The sequence below is a fragment of the Bradyrhizobium sp. USDA3010 genome, assembly GCF_056429065.1.
Map to the genome: position 1 here is coordinate 58,609 of NZ_JBWJZD010000028.1, position 16,534 is coordinate 75,142.

19 protein-coding genes, 1 tRNA gene and 1 pseudogene are annotated in these 16,534 nt (G+C 62.7%); 12 read left to right on the forward strand and 9 right to left on the reverse strand.

The window, feature by feature from the left end:
* Window positions 1–2 precede the first annotated feature (2 nt).
* Complete coding sequence (locus tag AC066Y_RS32000) at window positions 3–1,532, reverse strand: acyl-CoA carboxylase subunit beta (protein WP_478277406.1); 1,530 nt, start codon at window positions 1,530–1,532, stop codon at window positions 3–5.
* 137 nt (window positions 1,533–1,669) lie between these two features.
* On the opposite strand from AC066Y_RS32000, the gene AC066Y_RS32005 reads away from it, so the two are divergent.
* Together AC066Y_RS32005 and AC066Y_RS32010 are read left to right on the forward strand one after the other, a co-directional pair.
* Window positions 1,670–3,076 carry a helix-turn-helix domain-containing protein gene (locus AC066Y_RS32005; protein ID WP_478277358.1) on the forward strand — a complete coding sequence of 469 codons (1,407 nt, stop codon included), beginning with the start codon at window positions 1,670–1,672 and terminating at the stop codon, window positions 3,074–3,076.
* A gap of 313 nt (window positions 3,077–3,389) precedes the next feature.
* Window positions 3,390–4,034, forward strand: coding sequence for an Lrp/AsnC family transcriptional regulator (locus tag AC066Y_RS32010; RefSeq protein ID WP_478277359.1), 645 nt, complete (start codon window positions 3,390–3,392; stop codon window positions 4,032–4,034).
* Between the two features lie 182 nt (window positions 4,035–4,216).
* Here the strand turns inward: AC066Y_RS32010 and AC066Y_RS32015 are convergent, their stop codons facing one another.
* Window positions 4,217–4,540, reverse strand: coding sequence for a DUF736 domain-containing protein (locus AC066Y_RS32015; protein WP_478277360.1), 324 nt, complete (start codon window positions 4,538–4,540; stop codon window positions 4,217–4,219).
* A 1,273-nt stretch (window positions 4,541–5,813) separates the two neighbouring features.
* Window positions 5,814–6,236: a hypothetical protein gene (locus AC066Y_RS32020; RefSeq protein ID WP_478277361.1), complete on the reverse strand. Its 423-nt coding sequence runs from the start codon at window positions 6,234–6,236 to the stop codon at window positions 5,814–5,816.
* A gap of 54 nt (window positions 6,237–6,290) precedes the next feature.
* Between AC066Y_RS32020 and AC066Y_RS32025 the strand changes: the two are divergent.
* Window positions 6,291–6,722 (forward strand): annotated as a pseudogene (locus tag AC066Y_RS32025) (tyrosine-type recombinase/integrase); the annotation flags it as partial.
* Window positions 6,723–6,857: 135 nt separating this feature from the next.
* Here the strand turns inward: AC066Y_RS32025 and AC066Y_RS32030 are convergent.
* Window positions 6,858–6,934, reverse strand: a tRNA-Pro gene (locus AC066Y_RS32030).
* A 79-nt stretch (window positions 6,935–7,013) separates the two neighbouring features.
* Here AC066Y_RS32030 and AC066Y_RS32035 point away from each other — a divergent pair.
* The 4 genes from AC066Y_RS32035 (at window position 7,014) to AC066Y_RS32050 (ending at window position 10,598) form a co-directional block, all read left to right on the forward strand.
* Complete coding sequence (locus tag AC066Y_RS32035) at window positions 7,014–8,000, forward strand: L-threonylcarbamoyladenylate synthase (protein WP_478277362.1); 987 nt, start codon at window positions 7,014–7,016, stop codon at window positions 7,998–8,000.
* Window positions 8,001–8,111: 111 nt separating this feature from the next.
* On the forward strand, window positions 8,112–9,539 hold the full coding sequence (locus AC066Y_RS32040; protein WP_478277363.1) for an FAD-binding oxidoreductase: 1,428 nt from the start codon (window positions 8,112–8,114) through the stop codon (window positions 9,537–9,539).
* Entirely contained in the window at window positions 9,536–9,997 is a 462-nt protein-coding gene (locus tag AC066Y_RS32045) for a GNAT family acetyltransferase (protein ID WP_478277364.1), read from the forward strand. The genes AC066Y_RS32040 and AC066Y_RS32045 overlap by 4 nt, the downstream gene beginning before the upstream one ends.
* A 19-nt stretch (window positions 9,998–10,016) precedes the next feature.
* Window positions 10,017–10,598 carry an NUDIX hydrolase gene (locus tag AC066Y_RS32050; protein ID WP_212311617.1) on the forward strand — a complete coding sequence of 194 codons (582 nt, stop codon included), beginning with the start codon at window positions 10,017–10,019 and terminating at the stop codon, window positions 10,596–10,598.
* A gap of 406 nt (window positions 10,599–11,004) precedes the next feature.
* Here AC066Y_RS32050 and AC066Y_RS32055 read toward each other — a convergent pair whose 3' ends face one another.
* Complete coding sequence (locus AC066Y_RS32055) at window positions 11,005–11,445, reverse strand: lipid-binding SYLF domain-containing protein (RefSeq protein ID WP_092124605.1); 441 nt, start codon at window positions 11,443–11,445, stop codon at window positions 11,005–11,007.
* A 273-nt stretch (window positions 11,446–11,718) separates the two neighbouring features.
* Here AC066Y_RS32055 and AC066Y_RS32060 point away from each other — a divergent pair, with 273 nt between their 5' ends.
* Complete coding sequence (locus tag AC066Y_RS32060) at window positions 11,719–11,973, forward strand: hypothetical protein (protein WP_478277365.1); 255 nt, start codon at window positions 11,719–11,721, stop codon at window positions 11,971–11,973.
* 86 nt (window positions 11,974–12,059) lie between these two features.
* Here AC066Y_RS32060 and AC066Y_RS32065 read toward each other — a convergent pair whose 3' ends face one another.
* A complete protein-coding gene (locus AC066Y_RS32065) occupies window positions 12,060–12,533 on the reverse strand; it encodes a hypothetical protein (protein WP_478277366.1) in 474 nt (157 codons plus the stop codon).
* 124 nt (window positions 12,534–12,657) lie between these two features.
* Between AC066Y_RS32065 and AC066Y_RS32070 the strand changes: the two genes are divergently transcribed.
* Window positions 12,658–13,425: an SDR family NAD(P)-dependent oxidoreductase gene (locus AC066Y_RS32070; RefSeq protein WP_478277367.1), complete on the forward strand. Its 768-nt coding sequence runs from the start codon at window positions 12,658–12,660 to the stop codon at window positions 13,423–13,425.
* Between the two features lie 169 nt (window positions 13,426–13,594).
* Window positions 13,595–13,855: a helix-turn-helix domain-containing protein gene (locus AC066Y_RS32075; RefSeq protein ID WP_478277368.1), complete on the forward strand. Its 261-nt coding sequence runs from the start codon at window positions 13,595–13,597 to the stop codon at window positions 13,853–13,855.
* 3 nt (window positions 13,856–13,858) lie between these two features.
* On the opposite strand, the gene AC066Y_RS32080 is transcribed toward AC066Y_RS32075, so the two are convergent.
* Complete coding sequence (locus AC066Y_RS32080; RefSeq protein ID WP_478277369.1) at window positions 13,859–14,845, reverse strand: hypothetical protein; 987 nt, start codon at window positions 14,843–14,845, stop codon at window positions 13,859–13,861.
* A gap of 131 nt (window positions 14,846–14,976) precedes the next feature.
* On the opposite strand from AC066Y_RS32080, the gene AC066Y_RS32085 reads away from it, so the two are divergent.
* Entirely contained in the window at window positions 14,977–15,504 is a 528-nt protein-coding gene (locus AC066Y_RS32085; protein ID WP_478277370.1) for a collagen-like protein, read from the forward strand.
* A gap of 72 nt (window positions 15,505–15,576) precedes the next feature.
* Here AC066Y_RS32085 and AC066Y_RS32090 read toward each other — a convergent pair whose 3' ends face one another.
* Both AC066Y_RS32090 and AC066Y_RS32095 read right to left on the reverse strand, forming a co-directional pair.
* On the reverse strand, window positions 15,577–15,804 hold the full coding sequence (locus tag AC066Y_RS32090; protein WP_478277371.1) for a hypothetical protein: 228 nt from the start codon (window positions 15,802–15,804) through the stop codon (window positions 15,577–15,579).
* Between the two features lie 86 nt (window positions 15,805–15,890).
* Window positions 15,891–16,157 (reverse strand): DUF2277 domain-containing protein, encoded by a 267-nt coding sequence (locus tag AC066Y_RS32095; protein ID WP_173641287.1) that lies wholly within the window; start codon window positions 16,155–16,157, stop codon window positions 15,891–15,893.
* Between the two features lie 118 nt (window positions 16,158–16,275).
* Between AC066Y_RS32095 and AC066Y_RS32100 the strand changes: the two genes are divergently transcribed.
* Window positions 16,276–16,521, forward strand: coding sequence for a DUF2188 domain-containing protein (locus AC066Y_RS32100; RefSeq protein ID WP_478277372.1), 246 nt, complete (start codon window positions 16,276–16,278; stop codon window positions 16,519–16,521).
* Window positions 16,522–16,534: the final 13 nt, after the last annotated feature.

The following is a 16,534-nucleotide window of genomic DNA, read 5'->3' on the forward strand; positions in this document are numbered from 1 at the left end:
GATCACAGAGGCAGATTGTCGTGCTTCTTCGCGGGGATCTCGACCTTCTTATCCCTGAGCATCGCCAGTGCCCGTGCGATCCGCCGCCTTGTCGAATGCGGCATGATGACGTCGTCGATGTAGCCGCGTTCGGCGGCGATGAAGGGCGACAGGAAGCGGTCTTCGTATTCCTTGGTTCGCGCCGCGATCTTGTCGGGGTCGCCGATGTCACTGCGGAAGATGATCTCCACCGCGCCCTTGGCGCCCATCACGGCGATCTGCGCGGTCGGCCAGGCGTAGTTCATGTCGGCGCCAATCTCCTTCGAGGCCATCACGTCGAAGGCACCGCCATAGGCCTTGCGGGTGATGATGGTGACGAGCGGCACGGTGCACTGCGAATAGGCGAACAGGAGCTTGGCGCCGTGCTTGATCAGCCCGCCATATTCCTGCGCGGTGCCGGGCAGGAAGCCCGGCACGTCGACGAAGGTGACGATCGGGATGTTGAAGGCATCGCAAAAGCGAACGAAGCGCGCGGCCTTGCGTGACGCATCGCTGTCGAGCACGCCCGCCAGCACCATCGGCTGGTTGGCGACGAAGCCGACGGTGCGGCCCGCGATGCGGCCGAAGCCGGTGACGATGTTTCTGGCGAAGGTCTCCGAGATCTCGAAGAAGTCGCCCTCGTCGACGACCTTCAGGATCAGCTCCTTCATGTCGTAGGGCTTGTTCGGATTGTCGGGGATCAGCGTATCCAGCGACATGTCGACCCGGCCGATATCGTCGAAGCTCGGCCATTCCGGCACGCCGTCAGTGTTGTTCGACGGCAGGAAGTCGATCAGCCGGCGCATCTGCAACAGTGCATCGACATCGTTCTCGAACGCGCCGTCGGCGATCGAGGAGCGCGTCGCGTGCACCGAGGCGCCGCCGAGTTCCTCCGCGGTCACCACCTCGTTGGTGACGGTCTTCACGACGTCAGGGCCGGTGACGAACATGTAGCTGGTGTTCTTCACCATGAAGATGAAGTCGGTCATCGCGGGCGAATAGACGTCGCCGCCGGCGCACGGGCCCATGATGACGGAGATCTGCGGGATCACGCCCGAGGCCTGCACGTTGCGGCGGAACACATAGGAATAGCCCGCCAAGGCAGCGACGCCCTCCTGGATGCGCGCGCCGCCGGCGTCATAGAGACCGATGATCGGCGCCCTCGCCTTCATCGCCATGTCCTGAAGTTTTGTAATCTTCAGTGCGTGCGTTTCGGAAAGCGAGCCGCCGAACACCGTAAAGTCCTTGGCGAAGACAAAAGTCTTGCGGCCGTTGACCGTGCCCCAGCCGGTGACGACGCCGTCGCCGGGGATCTTGGTCTTCTCCATGCCGAACTCGATCGAGCGGTGCTCGACGAACATGTCGAATTCCTCGAACGAGCCCTTGTCCAGCAGGAGCTCGATCCGCTCGCGGGCGGTCAGCTTGCCGCGGGCGTGCTGCGCCTCGATGCGCTTTTCGCCGCCGCCCAGCTTGGCGCCGGCGCGCCGCTCTTCGAGAGCTTCAATTGTGGAGATCACGCAACTATCCTCAGTGGGTCCGCTAAGGCAGGCACCTACCCCGCCATACACAAGCAATACGAGACCTGAGAAGGCTTGAAGACGCACATTTGCACATGTTACATAATTGCGAATAGTAAATTGCGAAGTTGCAAATGGCAGGAAAGCTTTATATTGGTCGGCGGTTCCGCGAGGTAAGGGAGGGCACAAGGCTCACCCAAGCCGCGTTCGCTGAGCGGCTGGGAATTTCGCTTAGTTACCTGAATCAGATCGAGAACAATCAGCGGCCGGTTTCGGCCTCTGTACTGGTGCTTCTCGCCGAAAAATTTCAGGTCGACCTTAGCTCCTTATCGCTTAACGACAGTGACAAAGTCATTTCGATTCTGACCGAGTCGTTGGCTGATCCGATCTTCGCTTCCTACGCGCCCAGCATACAAGAGTTGAAACTGGTGGTTCAGAACGCTCCCGGTTTCGCTCAAGCGCTCCTGATCGCTCATCAGGCATATCGTCGCAACAGCGAGCAGCTCGCCAGCCTGGATGGCCAGATCGCCAACCTGGCGGGAGAGCCGACGGCTTACGAGGAAGTTCGCGATTTCTTTCACCTGGTCGACAACTACGTCCACGAGTTGGATACGGCGGCCGAGGCTCTTGCTGAACGGCTGAATATTCCCGACAGCAACGCGACAACCGCGTTGATCAGCTACCTGGAATCGCAACATGGCGTGCAGATACGCCAGAGCGGTCCTAACGAGACCTCGTTGCGGCAATTCGATCGTGCATCGCGCACGCTTTTTCTGAGCCAATATCTACCTACACCAACTCGAACCTTCCAGATTGCCCTGCAAATTGCGGCGCTTGAAGAAGAAGACCGGATTGGTCAGATTGCAGATCGGGCGACGTTTCGATCAGTCGATGCACGAAACGTGTGCGCGGCCGGATTGCGAAACTATTTTGCCGGCGCCCTCATTTTACCGTACCAAAGATTCCTGCAATCGTCTCGAGAGCTACGGCACGATCTCGAATTGCTCGCGACCAAGTTCGGTGCGAGCCTTGAGCAGGTTGCCCATCGCCTGTCTACGCTTCAACGGCAAGGCTCGAAGGGGGTGCCCGTTTTCTTCGCGCGATTGGACCGCGCCGGAAACATCACCAAACGCCACAGCGCGGCAAAGCTGCAATTTGCACGTTACGGAGCCGCGTGCCCGCTCTGGAATGCTCACCAGGCATTCGAGGTCCCAAGTCAAATCATTCGGCAACTCGCCGAGACACCAGACGGCATCCGATTTCTTTGTATCGCAACCGAGCTTTCGAAGGGCCGGGGCGGCTTCGGCTCTCCTCGTCCGCGCTATGCCATCGCGCTGGGATGCGAGGTCTCCTACGCGAAAGATTTCGTGTATGCAGACGGGCTCGACCTCACAAACAAAGGCACTTACGATCCCATCGGAATTTCTTGCCGAATCTGCGAGCGGACCAATTGTTCTCAGCGGGCGATTCCGCCGCTCAAGAGCAGATTGAGAATAGACCGCGATCGCAGGGACATACTGCCCTACCAAATACCTGGCTAGGCCCGACGACAAAGACCCGGATCTCCAGAGATTGCAGGCTTCGCGCTGGACCCCGATTCAGGCCCGCGACCAAATGTAATGCCCAGCTTGCAATCGTGTTGCCCATCGGGACGGCAACAGGCAACGGCGCGTAGGCCACACGTTCGGGCGGCAAGACCAGATTGACCGTTTTTCGATACAAGTCGTCATTTTATCGAAATTCTACATGCCCGGGCGAGGGATAGCATTTGTTTCATCGAGATGTCACCACGCGAGATAACGCGAGGGGCCGGGCCTCGATGGGACGACGAATGCTTGCCCATGGGAGAACGAAATGACGACGACGGCTTTGGACAGGATCGACATAAAGATCTTGAATGAACTGCAGCAGAACGCCAGTTTGACCAACGTTGAACTTGCTTCCCGTGTCAATCTTTCACCGTCTCCCTGTCTCGCCCGAGTTCGTACGCTCGAAAAGCTCGGGGTAATTGACCGGCGAATTGCAGTGCTGGATCCCGCGGTTCTCGGCATCGGCGTTACGGCATTCATACAAGTAAAGCTTGAAAGACAGGCCCAACCATCACTCGAGAGCTTTACGCGTTCAATTGATCGCCTTAGCGAGGTGATGGAATGCTATCTGATGACCGGGGATAGCGATTATCTTCTCCGCGTTATGGTGTCTGACATCGAGGCCCTTGAGGATCTCATCGTAAACCAGCTCTCGCGCATAGCCGGCGTCTGCAGCATTCGCTCGAACCTGGCCTTGAGGCGGATTTCTCACAAGACGGTGCTCCCCATCGACACGAATCGACCAGTTCAGGTCAAGTCATGCAGCTCATCTTCCAGGCGCCTCGACAAGCCCACCAAACAGCAATACGGCGCCTCGCCCCAGGCGCGAATCGATGGCGGCATGAATCTCGAGGCTTCTCGGATTGTGCAGGGTGACGGGCAGTACCCCTCAAGCCCCCCGTTAAGCTAGGGCGCCCAGGAGAAGATTCTCGAGCTTGCGCTCGCTGTCGTGGCCTTTGGACCGCTCCAAGGCACACAGACCAAGTGCCGTTCCGCGTTCGATTGCCCGCGCGCCGAACGCGACGATCAAGAGCCAACCGCTTGGAGACAGAAAAGGCTCCCGCGCGAGGCGCGGGAGCCCAAAATCCCGGGCTAGTCTCCGGGATTCCAGATCAGGAAGAAGCCGTTATCGTCGCCCAAGCCGACGGCTCGGCCAAGGTTGGCGTAGAGCTTGCGAGACCCGAGCTCAGGTGCCGCAAGGGACAGGCTGATGTAGTTCTTGCCGCTGCTCTCGCCGCGCCGGATCCAACCGGCTCCGATCTCAACTCCCTGGGCGAGGATGCGGAAATCCGGCTGGGCCTCAGTCGACTTGCCGCTGTTGGGAACGATGTCGATGTGGGCACGGATGGACAAGGTCTTGAGCTCGCCCCTGAAGCCGCCGTTGTCGTTACGGGTGACGAATCCGATTGCAGTCATGGTCTGTCTCCTTCGTTGCCGCAGGGCCGATCCCCTGCGATGGCGAGACCGTCGTGGCGGCCGAACGCCGCCGAACCCCTGGGGCGAAGCGTCAGCGGCGCACCCGAGCTCGCGCCTTTTTTGCAGCGAAGCGGCCGCGAGGAGCCGGCTTGCCGGCGGGGAAAAAAGAAGCATGCGAGGGTTTCGGCGGCGGGACGGCTGCCACAGGTCGTACAGCCATGAGCAGGGAAATCGTCCCTGGAGCAGCGGTAAAACAGACATCGAGCGCATCGAGATCCCGAATCGAAGCGCACCCGTGGTTCGTCAGGCCAATACTCCACCTGTCAAATCTACCAGTACCGGCAAAACATTCGACCCGATAGAATCCAGCAAGCCACGTCGAGCAAGCCCCGCATATTGTCGAACTAGATCGATCTATCGGCCATCGTGTGAAGCGCTGCGCGTAGCCGAGTCAGCGGCCAACTTCGTCGAGTCTGTTTCGCCCGCACCGTTGACGGTATGGCAAGTCGAGAACTCGGCCGAAACGAACAACGTGAAATGAGCCCTTTCGCAAAAGTGATCAATATCCGCACCTAGGATAACGCTGGCGCTTCCGTCCCAGGCATTCTCCCTGCCCGATGATATCGGCCCAAACTGCGGCTCGTCGCAATTGAGTTGCCGTCCACGGGTTGATTGTATGTGCCGATGGGCTCTGACAATCCCGAGACATCCAGCACCACGGAGCGGCTGATCAGAAACGGAAACGCTGATCAGAACCGCATCTTTGATCAATACAGAAACACATTTTCGGCTCCCATCAACTCCGAGACAAACACACGCTCTAAACAATCAGAGAAACAAGAATGCCACTCGCCTAAGGCTCGATCACCGTCATTGCGTTCGCAGTTTGCGATTTCACTGACATGATCGACACAAAGCACCGCGAAGCTGTTGGACTGCACGATCCACTTCGGCTTTCGGTGGCGGCGGCCGTGGCATTTCCCGATGGTTCGATGACCGCCTCCGGGTTGCGCAGAGAGAGTGCTCGCGGAAGGCTCATTATCGAGCGCATTGCGGGCAAGGATTACACGACACTGTTTCATATAGAGAGAATGAGGGAATTATGCCGCGTCCAAGCAAGGGAGCCCGGCTCTACAGACGCAAAGCACGGTATCGCGGAGGCAATCTCGTCGCCCAGTCCGTTTGGATTATCAAGGACGGCGACCGTCATATCGCCACAGGATGCATTGCGAGCGCGTCTGAAACAAAGCCTCCGCAGAAAGCAGAGCAAGCGTTAGCAAACTACATCGCGCAAAAATATCAACCGGAGCGTAGTCGACGAGATATTGACGACATCGATTGCGCCGACGTGCTGTCGATCTATCTGACCGATATCGGCGAGCCCGGTGATCAGTTTGAAATCGAAGCGAGGATCGACCGGCTCAACGATTTCTGGGGTGGCAAGAAGCTGGCGGCAGTCAACGCGCAAACCTGTGCGGCTTACGTCAGACATCGCGGCAAAAAGGGCGGCGCGCGCCGTGATCTCGAGACTTTCCGCGCTGCGATCAACCATCATGCAAAAGAGGGCTTTCACCGAGGCACGGTTCGCGTGTCCCTTCCGCCGAAAGGCGAGGCGCGCGACCGGTGGCTGACACGCAGCGAGGCGGCGGCCCTGATTTGGCAATGTTGGCGCTATCGCGAAAAACAGACAATCCACGCAGGCAGCTCAAAGGGCGACCCGGTATGGACAGACCGCCGACCGCTGCGACACGTGGCCAGATTTATCCTGATCGGCCTCTACACCGGCACGCGGGCAGGCGCGATCGCGGCGGCATCGCCATACCCCGAGCTTGGGCACTCGTACGTTGATCTCGAGCGTGGTATCTTTTACCGGAGGCCGATCGGGAAGCGAGCCACCAAGAAGCGTCAGACACCAGCTCCGCTCCCACCCCGGCTATTGGCTCATTTGCGTCGTTGGCAAGACCGGAAGCTGATCAGCACCTGCTTCGTCGAGTTCAATGGCAAACCGGTCGCATCCGTAAAGAAAGGCTTCAAATCTGCCGTGGATCTGGCCAGGCTGCCCGGGAAAGTCACTCCGCACACGTTGCGCCACACGGCAGCGACCTGGTTGATGCAGCGTGGCGTGCCGATCTGGGAGGCGGCCGGGTTCCTCGGCATGTCGGCGGAGGTCCTGCAGGAAACCTATGGCCATCACCATCCCGATCATTTGCAGGGGGCGGCGGCAGCCATTGGCCAAAAAGCGCGGTATGTTTCGGTGGTCAAATCGGTGGTTGACTCGGGAACAGCCACCGATGAGAACAAAAAACCTAAGGAAATCTGGTCGGAGTGGCAGGATTCGAACCTGCGACCCCTGCGTCCCGAACGCAGTGCTCTACCGGGCTGAGCCACACTCCGACTAAGAGGCCGGCTTATAGCGTCGGGTTTCGGGGACCGCAAGGGACCACAAGGCACCCAATTGAGGAATCTAGTCACAGTGGATACTGGCCTGAAAACGCACATTTTGCCCGCCGGCGCTGCCGCCACGGCGACCGCGGCCGGGGTACTGGCCGAGGGCGGCCTGGTGGCGTTTCCGACCGAGACGGTTTATGGCCTCGGCGCCGACGCCGGCAACGCCGCCGCGATCGCCCGGCTCTACCAGGCCAAGGGCCGGCCGGCCTTCAATCCTCTGATTGCCCATGTCGCCGATCTCGGCGCCGCGCGCCGGATCGCCCTGTTCGACGGGCAGGCCTTGCGGCTGGCGGAAGCATTCTGGCCCGGTCCCCTCACCCTGGTGCTGCCGAAGGCGCTGTCCTGCCCGGTCGCTGAACTCGCAACCGCCGGGCTCGATACGGTCGCTATACGCATTCCGGCCCACAAAGTGGCGCGCGACATCATCAAGGCGTTTGGCGGTGCCGTGGTAGCGCCGTCGGCCAATCTCTCCGGCCATGTCTCGCCCACCACAGCCGAGCACGTGAACGGCGATCTGGCGGGCCGGATCGAGCTGATCGTCGACGGCGGCCCGGTCGAGGTCGGCGTCGAATCCACCATCGTCGGCTGCTTCTCCGATCCGGTGCTGCTGCGGCCGGGCGGGCTGACCCGCGCCGAGATCGAGCGCGTGCTCGGCCAGCCGCTGCAATCGCCGCCGCCCGATGCGGAAGGCGACGCTCAGCCGATCGCCCCGGGCATGCTCGCGTCACATTATGCACCGCGGACACCGGTCCGGCTCAATGCCAGCGATGTCCATGTCGGTGAAGCCTTGCTGGCGTTCGGGCCGGTCAAGGTCGGGCGGCGCGAATGCGCCTCCGTGGAGATGAACCTGTCCGAGCGCGGCGATCTCGCCGAGGCCGCCGCCAATCTGTTCGGCTACCTTCGCACGCTCGACAAGAGAAACACGGATACTATCGCCGTGATGCCCATTCCCGAGGATGGGCTCGGCGAAGCCATCAATGACCGGCTGCGCCGCGCAGCGGTTGGGCGGTAACAGGCATGACCCGGATAGAGTGCGAGCCGGTTTCCCCGCGACAAACGCCACGCGTTTGCGCTGAGGTCATGCCTCAATAAAGATCCCGACTGAGTGAAAGACCAAGAAAAAATGAACATCGTCCAATCAGCGGTGCCGCCGCTTCCACCCGAATTGCTCGCAAGATTCCGCGCCATCGTCGGCGACAAATATGCCGTGACAGATGCCGCCGACATCGAGCCTTACGTCACCGAGGAGCGCGACCTGTTTCACGGCCGCTCGCCGCTGGTGCTGCGCCCGGGCTCGACCGCCGAAGTCGCTGCGATCTGCAAGCTTGCGAGCGAGCACAGGATCGCGCTGGTGCCGCAGGGCGGCAACACCGGCCTGGTCGGCGGCCAGACACCGCATCACGGCGAGGTCGTGGTGTCGCTGCGGCGGCTCGACAAGATCCGCGACATCGATGTCGAATCCAACACCATGACCTGCGAGGCCGGCGTGGTGCTGCAAATCGCGCAGCAGAAGGCAAGCGATGTCGACCGGCTGTTTCCGCTGTCGCTCGGCGCCGAAGGCAGCTGCACCATCGGCGGCAACCTCTCGACCAATGCCGGCGGCACCGGAGCGCTCGCCTATGGCGTGGCGCGCGAGATGGCCCTCGGCGTCGAGGTCGTGCTCGCGGATGGCCGCGTGCTCAACGCTTTGTCCAAGCTGAAGAAGGACAACACCGGCTACGACCTGCGCAACCTCTTCATCGGTGCCGAAGGCACGCTCGGCATCATCACTGCCGCAACCTTGAGGCTGTTTCCGAAGCCGCGCGCGGTCGAGACCGCCTATGTCGGCCTGAAGTCGCCGGCGGCGGCATTGAAGCTGCTGTCGATCTCGCGCAACGAGGCGGCCGGCAGCCTGACGAGCTTCGAATTGCTCGCCGACATCGCGGTCGATTTCTCGATCCGCCACGGCATCGATATCCGCGATCCGCTGGAGAGCAAGCATCCCTGGTACGTGCTGATGGAATTGTCGTCGTCGCGTGACGATGCGCGCGACGCGCTGGAGGCGATCCTCGCCCAGGGCATGGAAGACGGCATCGTCGATGACGCCGTGATCGCCGCCAATCTGAGCCAGCGCCAGGCGTTCTGGAAGCTGCGCGACGAGATGTCGGCGGCGCAGAAGCCGGAGGGCGGCTCGATCAAGCACGACATCTCGGTGCCGGTCGCGGCGGTGCCCGCCTTCATCGCGGAGGCCAACGCGGCCGTCGTGAAGCTGATCCCGGGCGCGCGGCCGGTGCCGTTCGGCCATCTCGGCGACGGCAACATCCACTACAATGTCAGCCAGCCGGTCGGCGCCAATGCGGCCGACTTCCTGGCGCGCTGGCACGACGTCAATGCCGTCGTGTTCGAGATCGTGCTGCGGATGGGCGGCTCGATCTCGGCCGAGCACGGCATCGGCGTGCTCAAGCGCGACGAACTGCCTGACGTCAAGGACAAGGTCGCGATCGAGTTGATGCGGCAGGTCAAGGCGATGCTCGATCCGCTCGGCATCATGAACCCGGGCAAGGTGCTGTGACCGTGCAGACGACAGTGCCCTCCCCCTCGCTTGCCATTGCAGAGATCACCGACGCCGACGTCGCCGACGTCGTCGCGCTGTGGCAGGCGTGCGGCTTGACCCGGCCGTGGAACGATCCGGCCGCCGATATCGCGCTGGCGCGGCGCGGACCGAGCTCGGCCATCCTGGTCGGCCGCAACTCGGACACGATCGTCGCAACCGCGATGGTCGGTCATGACGGCCATCGCGGCTGGGTCTATTACGTCGCGGTCGATCCCAACCTCCAGGGCAATGGGCTTGGCCGCAACATCATGGCGGCGGCCGAGGACTGGCTGCGCAATGCCGGCGTGCCGAAGCTGCAATTGCTGGTGCGCCGGGAGAACGCCAAGGCCGGCGCATTCTACCAATCGCTCGGCTATGAGAAGTCGACCTCGGTGATGCTGGCCAAATGGCTCGACGGCCGCGAAGCGACGTCGTGACGAAATTAAAGGGTTACGCATGAGCATCGCCGACCGCGTCCGCGTCAAGGACGTCCAGCTGCTTTCGAAGCGCCGCTACGAGCTGAAGAGCGCGACCTTCGACTACCGCCGCAGCAATGGCGAATGGCAGACCCAGGTGCGCGAGGTCTATGACCGCGGCAACGGAGCGGCGCTGCTGCCCTACAATCTGAACACCCGCACCGTGGTGCTGGTGCGCCAGTTCCGCTACCCCGCTTTCGCCAACGGCTATGATGATCTGCTGATCGAGGCCGCCGCCGGCATGCTCGACGACGCTGCGCCGGAAGCGCGCATTCGCGCCGAGGCGGAGGAAGAGATCGGCTACCGGCTCGCGCACGTGCGCAAGGTGTTCGAAGCCTTCATGACGCCGGGTGCGGTGACCGAGAAGCTGCATTTCTTCGTCGCCGAATACGATGCCGCGATGCGCGTCAGCGACGGCGGCGGGCTCGCCGACGAGGGCGAGGACATCGAGGTGCTGGAGCTTGCGATCGACGACGCACTCGCCATGATCAGCGATGGCCGCATCGTCGACGGCAAGACCATCATGCTGCTGCAATACGCCGCGCTGCATCTGTTCAGGTAAGCACCGCCGTGGTCACGCGCAGGGAGGTGCGTTGCCAAATTGTCGAAAACAACCCCATGCAAAGGAGCCAGCAGCGGCGGCCGGCGTTCGACCGGCCACTTGACACGTCGGGCAACTCACGGCTACGATTCTAGTATTCCGAAATCACGCAGGCGCACACCCTGCCCGCCAGAGCCGTTTCGTTCCGACGGGATCGGAACGCGGCTCTCGATTGCTCTTTTGGCGCTTTATTTCACGCGAAGCCGGTAGCCACTTCGCTCGATAATGCTCTATCCCGGTCATCCTGAGGTGCGAGCCTCTTCGACGAGCCTCGAAGGATAAATCGGCCACCAGCCGGGCCGTGCATCCTTCGAGGCTCGCAAGTGCTCGCACCTCAGGATGACCGGGATAGATTGGACAAAACGCGCTACCGCATCGTGATCGCAAGCCCGCTCAGATCGGCGTTGGCCATCAGGCCGACCTGGTGGCCGGTCAGTTCAAGCACCGCGCCCTTCTGATTGGTCAGCACGATCGCGCGCGCGCCGCGGCCGAGGGCAAGCCCGGCGCCCGCCGCGCCATAGACGCCGGCAACGTCGGACGGACGATTGATGTTGCTGACGCGGCCGCGCAGCACGGTCTTGGAGCCGCCGAACACCAGGCCGTAGTCGAGACCGCCGGTTGACAGCCGATAGGAGCGGCCGCGGAACGTCAGCACGCCGCTGCCGCCGGAGCCGCCGATGAACCATCCGGCCTTGTAGATCGTGAGCGTCACGAAGCCGCTGTCGGCGCGCGCGGCGGTGGAGACAGCGAGGCCGGTGAAGGCCATCAGTGCAACCAGCGCGGCGCGAAGGGTGGATGAAAGTTTCATGTGCGGTCTCCCGGGATTTTCTCACATCGATTTGGCTCACGTCGATTTGCTCGCGTCGCGACGCGGGCACGAATCGCAATGCGCCGACTGTAGCAAGCGCGTCGTCAGGCGCAATTTGGCACAGCAGGCGCCCATTGGTGACGGGAGTGCCCGCGCAAGCGGCGTTGAACCTGTTCCCGGGGTTGCAACACTCACTGCATGTCCGGGGCGATCGGCCCCTGAGCTCCAGGATTTCCCCGCGGAGCATTCACTTTTTCAAACCGGAGATTTTCCATGCGTCGTCTTGCGATTGCCTGTGCCGCCATCGCCGCCACTGTGTCCGTGCTTGCCGCGGCAAGCCCGGCCAGCGCCACGCCCTATCATCTGATCCGTTGGCAAGACACCGGCTTCTGCCAGATCTGGGACCAGAGCATTCCGACCACGCCGTGGCCGGCGAACTTCGTCGTCGTCAGCGAGGAGCTGCCGACCTTCGACGCCGCGTTCAGCTACAAGACCGGCCTCCTCAACAACGGCACCTGCTCGTTCTGAGCGCCCCTCCGATCCCGCACAGGGCAGACGCGCGGCAACAACGCGGCGTCCGCCCTTGTGCTGTCAGGCCGTAACGCCATCGCGCGTCAGTGATGCTTGATCAGCGCGTCACGCGCGGCGGCGAGTTCGAGGAATGCCGGGCCGTTGCCGCCACCGTCGGGATGCACCGTCTTGGCGGCGCGCTTGAACGCCTGATGGACCTCGGTCGCCGCGAGACGGCGGCCGAACGGCAGGCCAAGCAACTGCCGGCAGCGCTCTTCCTGCGTCAGTGCCTTCGGCGTCAAGCCACGCCGGCCGAACTGCGGCGCGGACAGCATGTGCAGCGCATCGCTGACGATGCCGAGACGGCGCAGCGCCATCGATCTGGTGCGGCGGTCGGCCGATTTCAGCGCCGCCTGGCGCAGGATCGGCAGCACCTGTGCGGCCGCATGCCGCAGCGTGTCGTCGATGTCGGTCGTGGCGATCTGGGCGATCATTCTAGCCATTTCGCGATAGTCGGGATCAAGCGCCGCGCAGAAGCGCGCGATCGCGACTTTCCAATGTCTGATATGCTGGTCCATGATCGATCCGTACTGTCATCCGAATCCGGATAACAGCAACGCGCAAACGCGGCTTGGCGTTTCGGTTGGCGCAGTTTTGAATAGTGTTGTCGACAACGCTCATAAATCAGAACGAGGAAACACCATGGCCCTTCTCGACAATCACATCGCCGTCATCACGGGTGCAGGCTCGGGCATCGGGCGTGCCATCGCCGCGGGCTACGGCCGCGAGGGTGCGCGCGTGGTACTGCTCGACATGAACGGCGACGCGGCGGCGGAAGCAGCCAAGGAAATCCGGAGCGCCGGCAGCAAGGCGGAGAGCTTTGCGCTCGACGTGACCAACCTCGACGCCTGCATCGCGATGGCAAAGCAAATCGCCGACAAGGTCGGACCTGTCTCGATCCTGGTCAACAATGCCGGCATCGCGCGCCGCAACGGCATACTCGGCGCCGAGGAGGCCGTGATCAAGGATTGGGAAGACATCATCTCGATCAATCTCACCGGCGTCTTCAACGTGACGCATTCCTTCCTCGCACCGCTGCGCAAGAACAACGGACGCATCGTCAATATCGGTTCGATCCAGTCCTTCGTGCATCTGCGCACACCGAGCTCACCGGCCTATACCGCCTCCAAGCACGGCGTGCTCGGCTTCACCAAGGCATTGGCCGCCGAGCTTGGCAAGGACGGCGTGCGCGTCAACGCGATCGGCCCCGGCTTCATCGAGACGCCGCTGAACGAGAAGGTGCGCGCCTCCAATCCCGACCTCGTGAAGGTCTTCATGGATCACACCCCGCTCGGCCGCGCCGGCAAGCCGGAGGACATCGTCGGTCCCGCGATCTTCCTCGCCTCCGACCTCTCGGCCTATGTCTCGGGATCGATCGTGATGGTCGATGGCGGCTACCGGACATTGTGACCGATGGAACCGCAATCGTGGCGATTTCTGGGTATTTTGCTTACAAAGCAGGGAGTTAGGGGTGTGTTAAGGAATTATTAACCAAACCGGCACACCGTTGATTTACGGGGTAGTTCATTCTCGATGTCTGCGCCTCATCGACGAGGCGGGCGTTGATCGGGAGGAGTTCATGTCTTACGCGTCCACCGTACCGTCGCCGGAAGCACTGCTGCCGTCGCTGGCTCCACATGAAATCGTCCCGCTGCTGATCGGCGCGACCGTCGATGAAGTCGAGCGGGAACTGGTGCTGCAAACGCTCGCGCGCTGCGACGGCAACCGCACCCGTGCCGCGCGCGTGCTCGGACTGTCGGTGCGGACCTTGCGGAACAAGATCCGCGAATATTCGGCCGACGGCATCGACGTGCCGCACAGCGAGCACGCCGCGGCGTAGCGGTCAGATCGGCAGATCGATCGCAAGACGCCGCCAGCGCGACAGCAACGCGCTGGCATCGTCATCGAGGCAGCGTGCGAGACGCACGTCGGCCACCGCGGTCCGTTGCAGCGTGTGGCCTACCAGTGCGGTCGCATAGTCCCAATAGCCGCGCCGGCCGTTCGGATCCGCCGCAACCAGGGATTTTGCGAGGATCTCGACATAGATTGCGGTGGCGGCCTTGTGCCAGAGCTGACCTGCGCGCGGCTCCGCAGAGGCCGCGCCGGTCCGCGCCTGCCACATGAGCCAGTAGCTCACTTCTCCGCCCACCCAATCCGATGACGGCGGAGACGGATCAAGACATGGCGAGCGGCAGGCGAGTGGCCGCATCGTGCGCGCGTCGCAGAACACGGAATAGTCGAGCTTGTCGTACCAGCTTGCGCGCAGCAATCGGCGGATCTCGTCCCGCTCCTCCGCCGCGAGCTGCCGCCTGCCGGTCCGCTCGAGATCGGCGATGATCGCGGCCATGCGATCGCGTTCGAATGACTCGACCTCGAGCACCACGCCGATATTGTTCGGAAACAGCGCATCGAGCATGGCGACCGTCTCGCGATAGAACGCGCGCGCCAGGCCGCCGCCGCGCCATGCCTTCGCGATGCCGACATGGTTGCAAAAGATCAGGTCGCTTGCGTGATCGTAGGTGAAGAAGCCGAGCCCGACCGCGCGCCCGGCGCCGGCGCGCAGGATGAAGCAGCGCGAGTCGAGACGATAGGACATCTCGTGGCCGCCGACGCTGAAGTGACGCCGCTCGCCGACATCATCCGACAACAGCCAGCGCACAATGTCGTCAGGGCTGTCGCGCTCGCTCGCGGGAAACAGCTCTTCATAGAGCTCGAGCACACCCGTGCTGCGAAAGGCCGCTTCGTCGCGCACATCGTGTCGCGTCACGACGATGTCGAGCGATTGCGGTTCGCTCGCACCTTCGCGGTATATGCCGTCCAGAACCCGCAATACGCCCTCTCCATTGTAATACGCGCATGGAATTATGACTGTTGATCGCTTGCATCGGTGCCGGCAGGCAGAATTGAAGCCGTCCTCCAACCTCTGTTACAAGCGGCTTCAAATCGCGACGGAGCATATCAGTGGCTGACGAGACAACTTCCCGCCAGGGGCAACGGGGACCGCAGGGGCCGCAGGGCCGTCAGGGCGAGCCGGGAAAGCCTGGACCGCAGGGACATCCGGGACGGCCTGGGCCGGAAGGTCCGCGTGGCAAGCCGGGTCCGCAGGGCAAGGCGGGCGCGGTCGGAAAGGCAGGTCCCCAGGGCAAGCCGGGAGCGCAGGGCAAGGCTGGCGTGCAGGGGCCGCGCGGCGAGGCTGGTCCACAGGGGCCGCAAGGTCCCGCCGGCCCGCGCGGTGAAGCCGGCCCGCCCGGCCAATTGCCATCGATCGAGCAGGTGATGCCGTGGCTGCACATGATCTTCGACGCCTGGGAAGACTACAAACGCACCAAGGAGCGTGAAGCCGCAGAGCTCGCCGAACGCGATGCCGCCGAGCGCGCCGCAGCGGAGGCGATCGCCCTTGACGTCGACGCGATCGATTTCGCTGACGACGAGGACGAGGACGACGATCACAAGAAAAAGAAGAAGCACCGCAAGAAGGACAAGAAGTAACCCTTCTTGTCCTCACGGAGCGACTCGGCCAGCTGTGTCCGTGTCGCGCTCGATGCTCACCGCGCTCGATGCTCAGCGCTCCGCGCCCGGCTCGGCCGGAGGATCGGACGGCCCGGCGAGCTGCATGAGCTGGAAGACCCAGCGCATCGCGTAGTACCAGGCAATACCCGCGAACGCCCCGCAGGCCGACAGGATGATGACGTTGGCGAGGTCGATCGTGCCGCTCGACCACAGCATGCCGCAGGTCCAGAGCACGGCGAACGCAATCGAACACAATGTGAGCAGGGCGGCAGGCTTCATGGCGTTTGCTCCGGGACCGGGGTGACGGTCATGATGCCTGGGGACATGGCACCGTACCGTGACCCGCATCACGGAATGCGCGAGCCTCAGCCGAACCGCAGCCGCGAGCGCTCCCTCGCCTTCTCCGCCTCGACCTCGCGATCGCGCGCCGGCGACGTGGTCTGCAACGAGATCAGGAGTTTTCGCGCAGCACCGGAAACCTCCGCCACGGCAAGGTTGAAGGCAGCCTCATTGGCCTGCGATGGCTTGTTGAAGCCGGACAGTTTGCGCACGAATTGCAGCGCCGAGGCGTGGATCTCGTCCTCGGTGGCGGGCGGCTCGAAGTTGAACAGCGTCTTGATATTGCGGCACATGTCGGTCTCCCTCGCCCGCACCTCGGGGCTTGTGTCTCAAGGACGATCGGCTGCTGCAAAATAGGACATCGTGGTCTATTCTGGCAGCCTCATCGTCCACGATGGAACGAGGTTCCGGATGAGCCACGTGATTTACAAGGTGGTCCAGCACGACGGCGGCTGGGCCTATACCGTCGACGGGGTGTTCTCGGAGCCGTTTCCAACCCACGCCGCGGCGCTTGCCGCCGCCCGGCGCGCCGCCAACGAGCAACGCGTTCCCGGGCGCACCGAGGCGATCCAGTACGAGACGTCGGACGGCAAATGGCTGACCGAAACCGCCTCCGGCAATGACCGCCCGGAGACCGAGGTCCAGGACGGCCGCTAGCACGGTCTCGCGG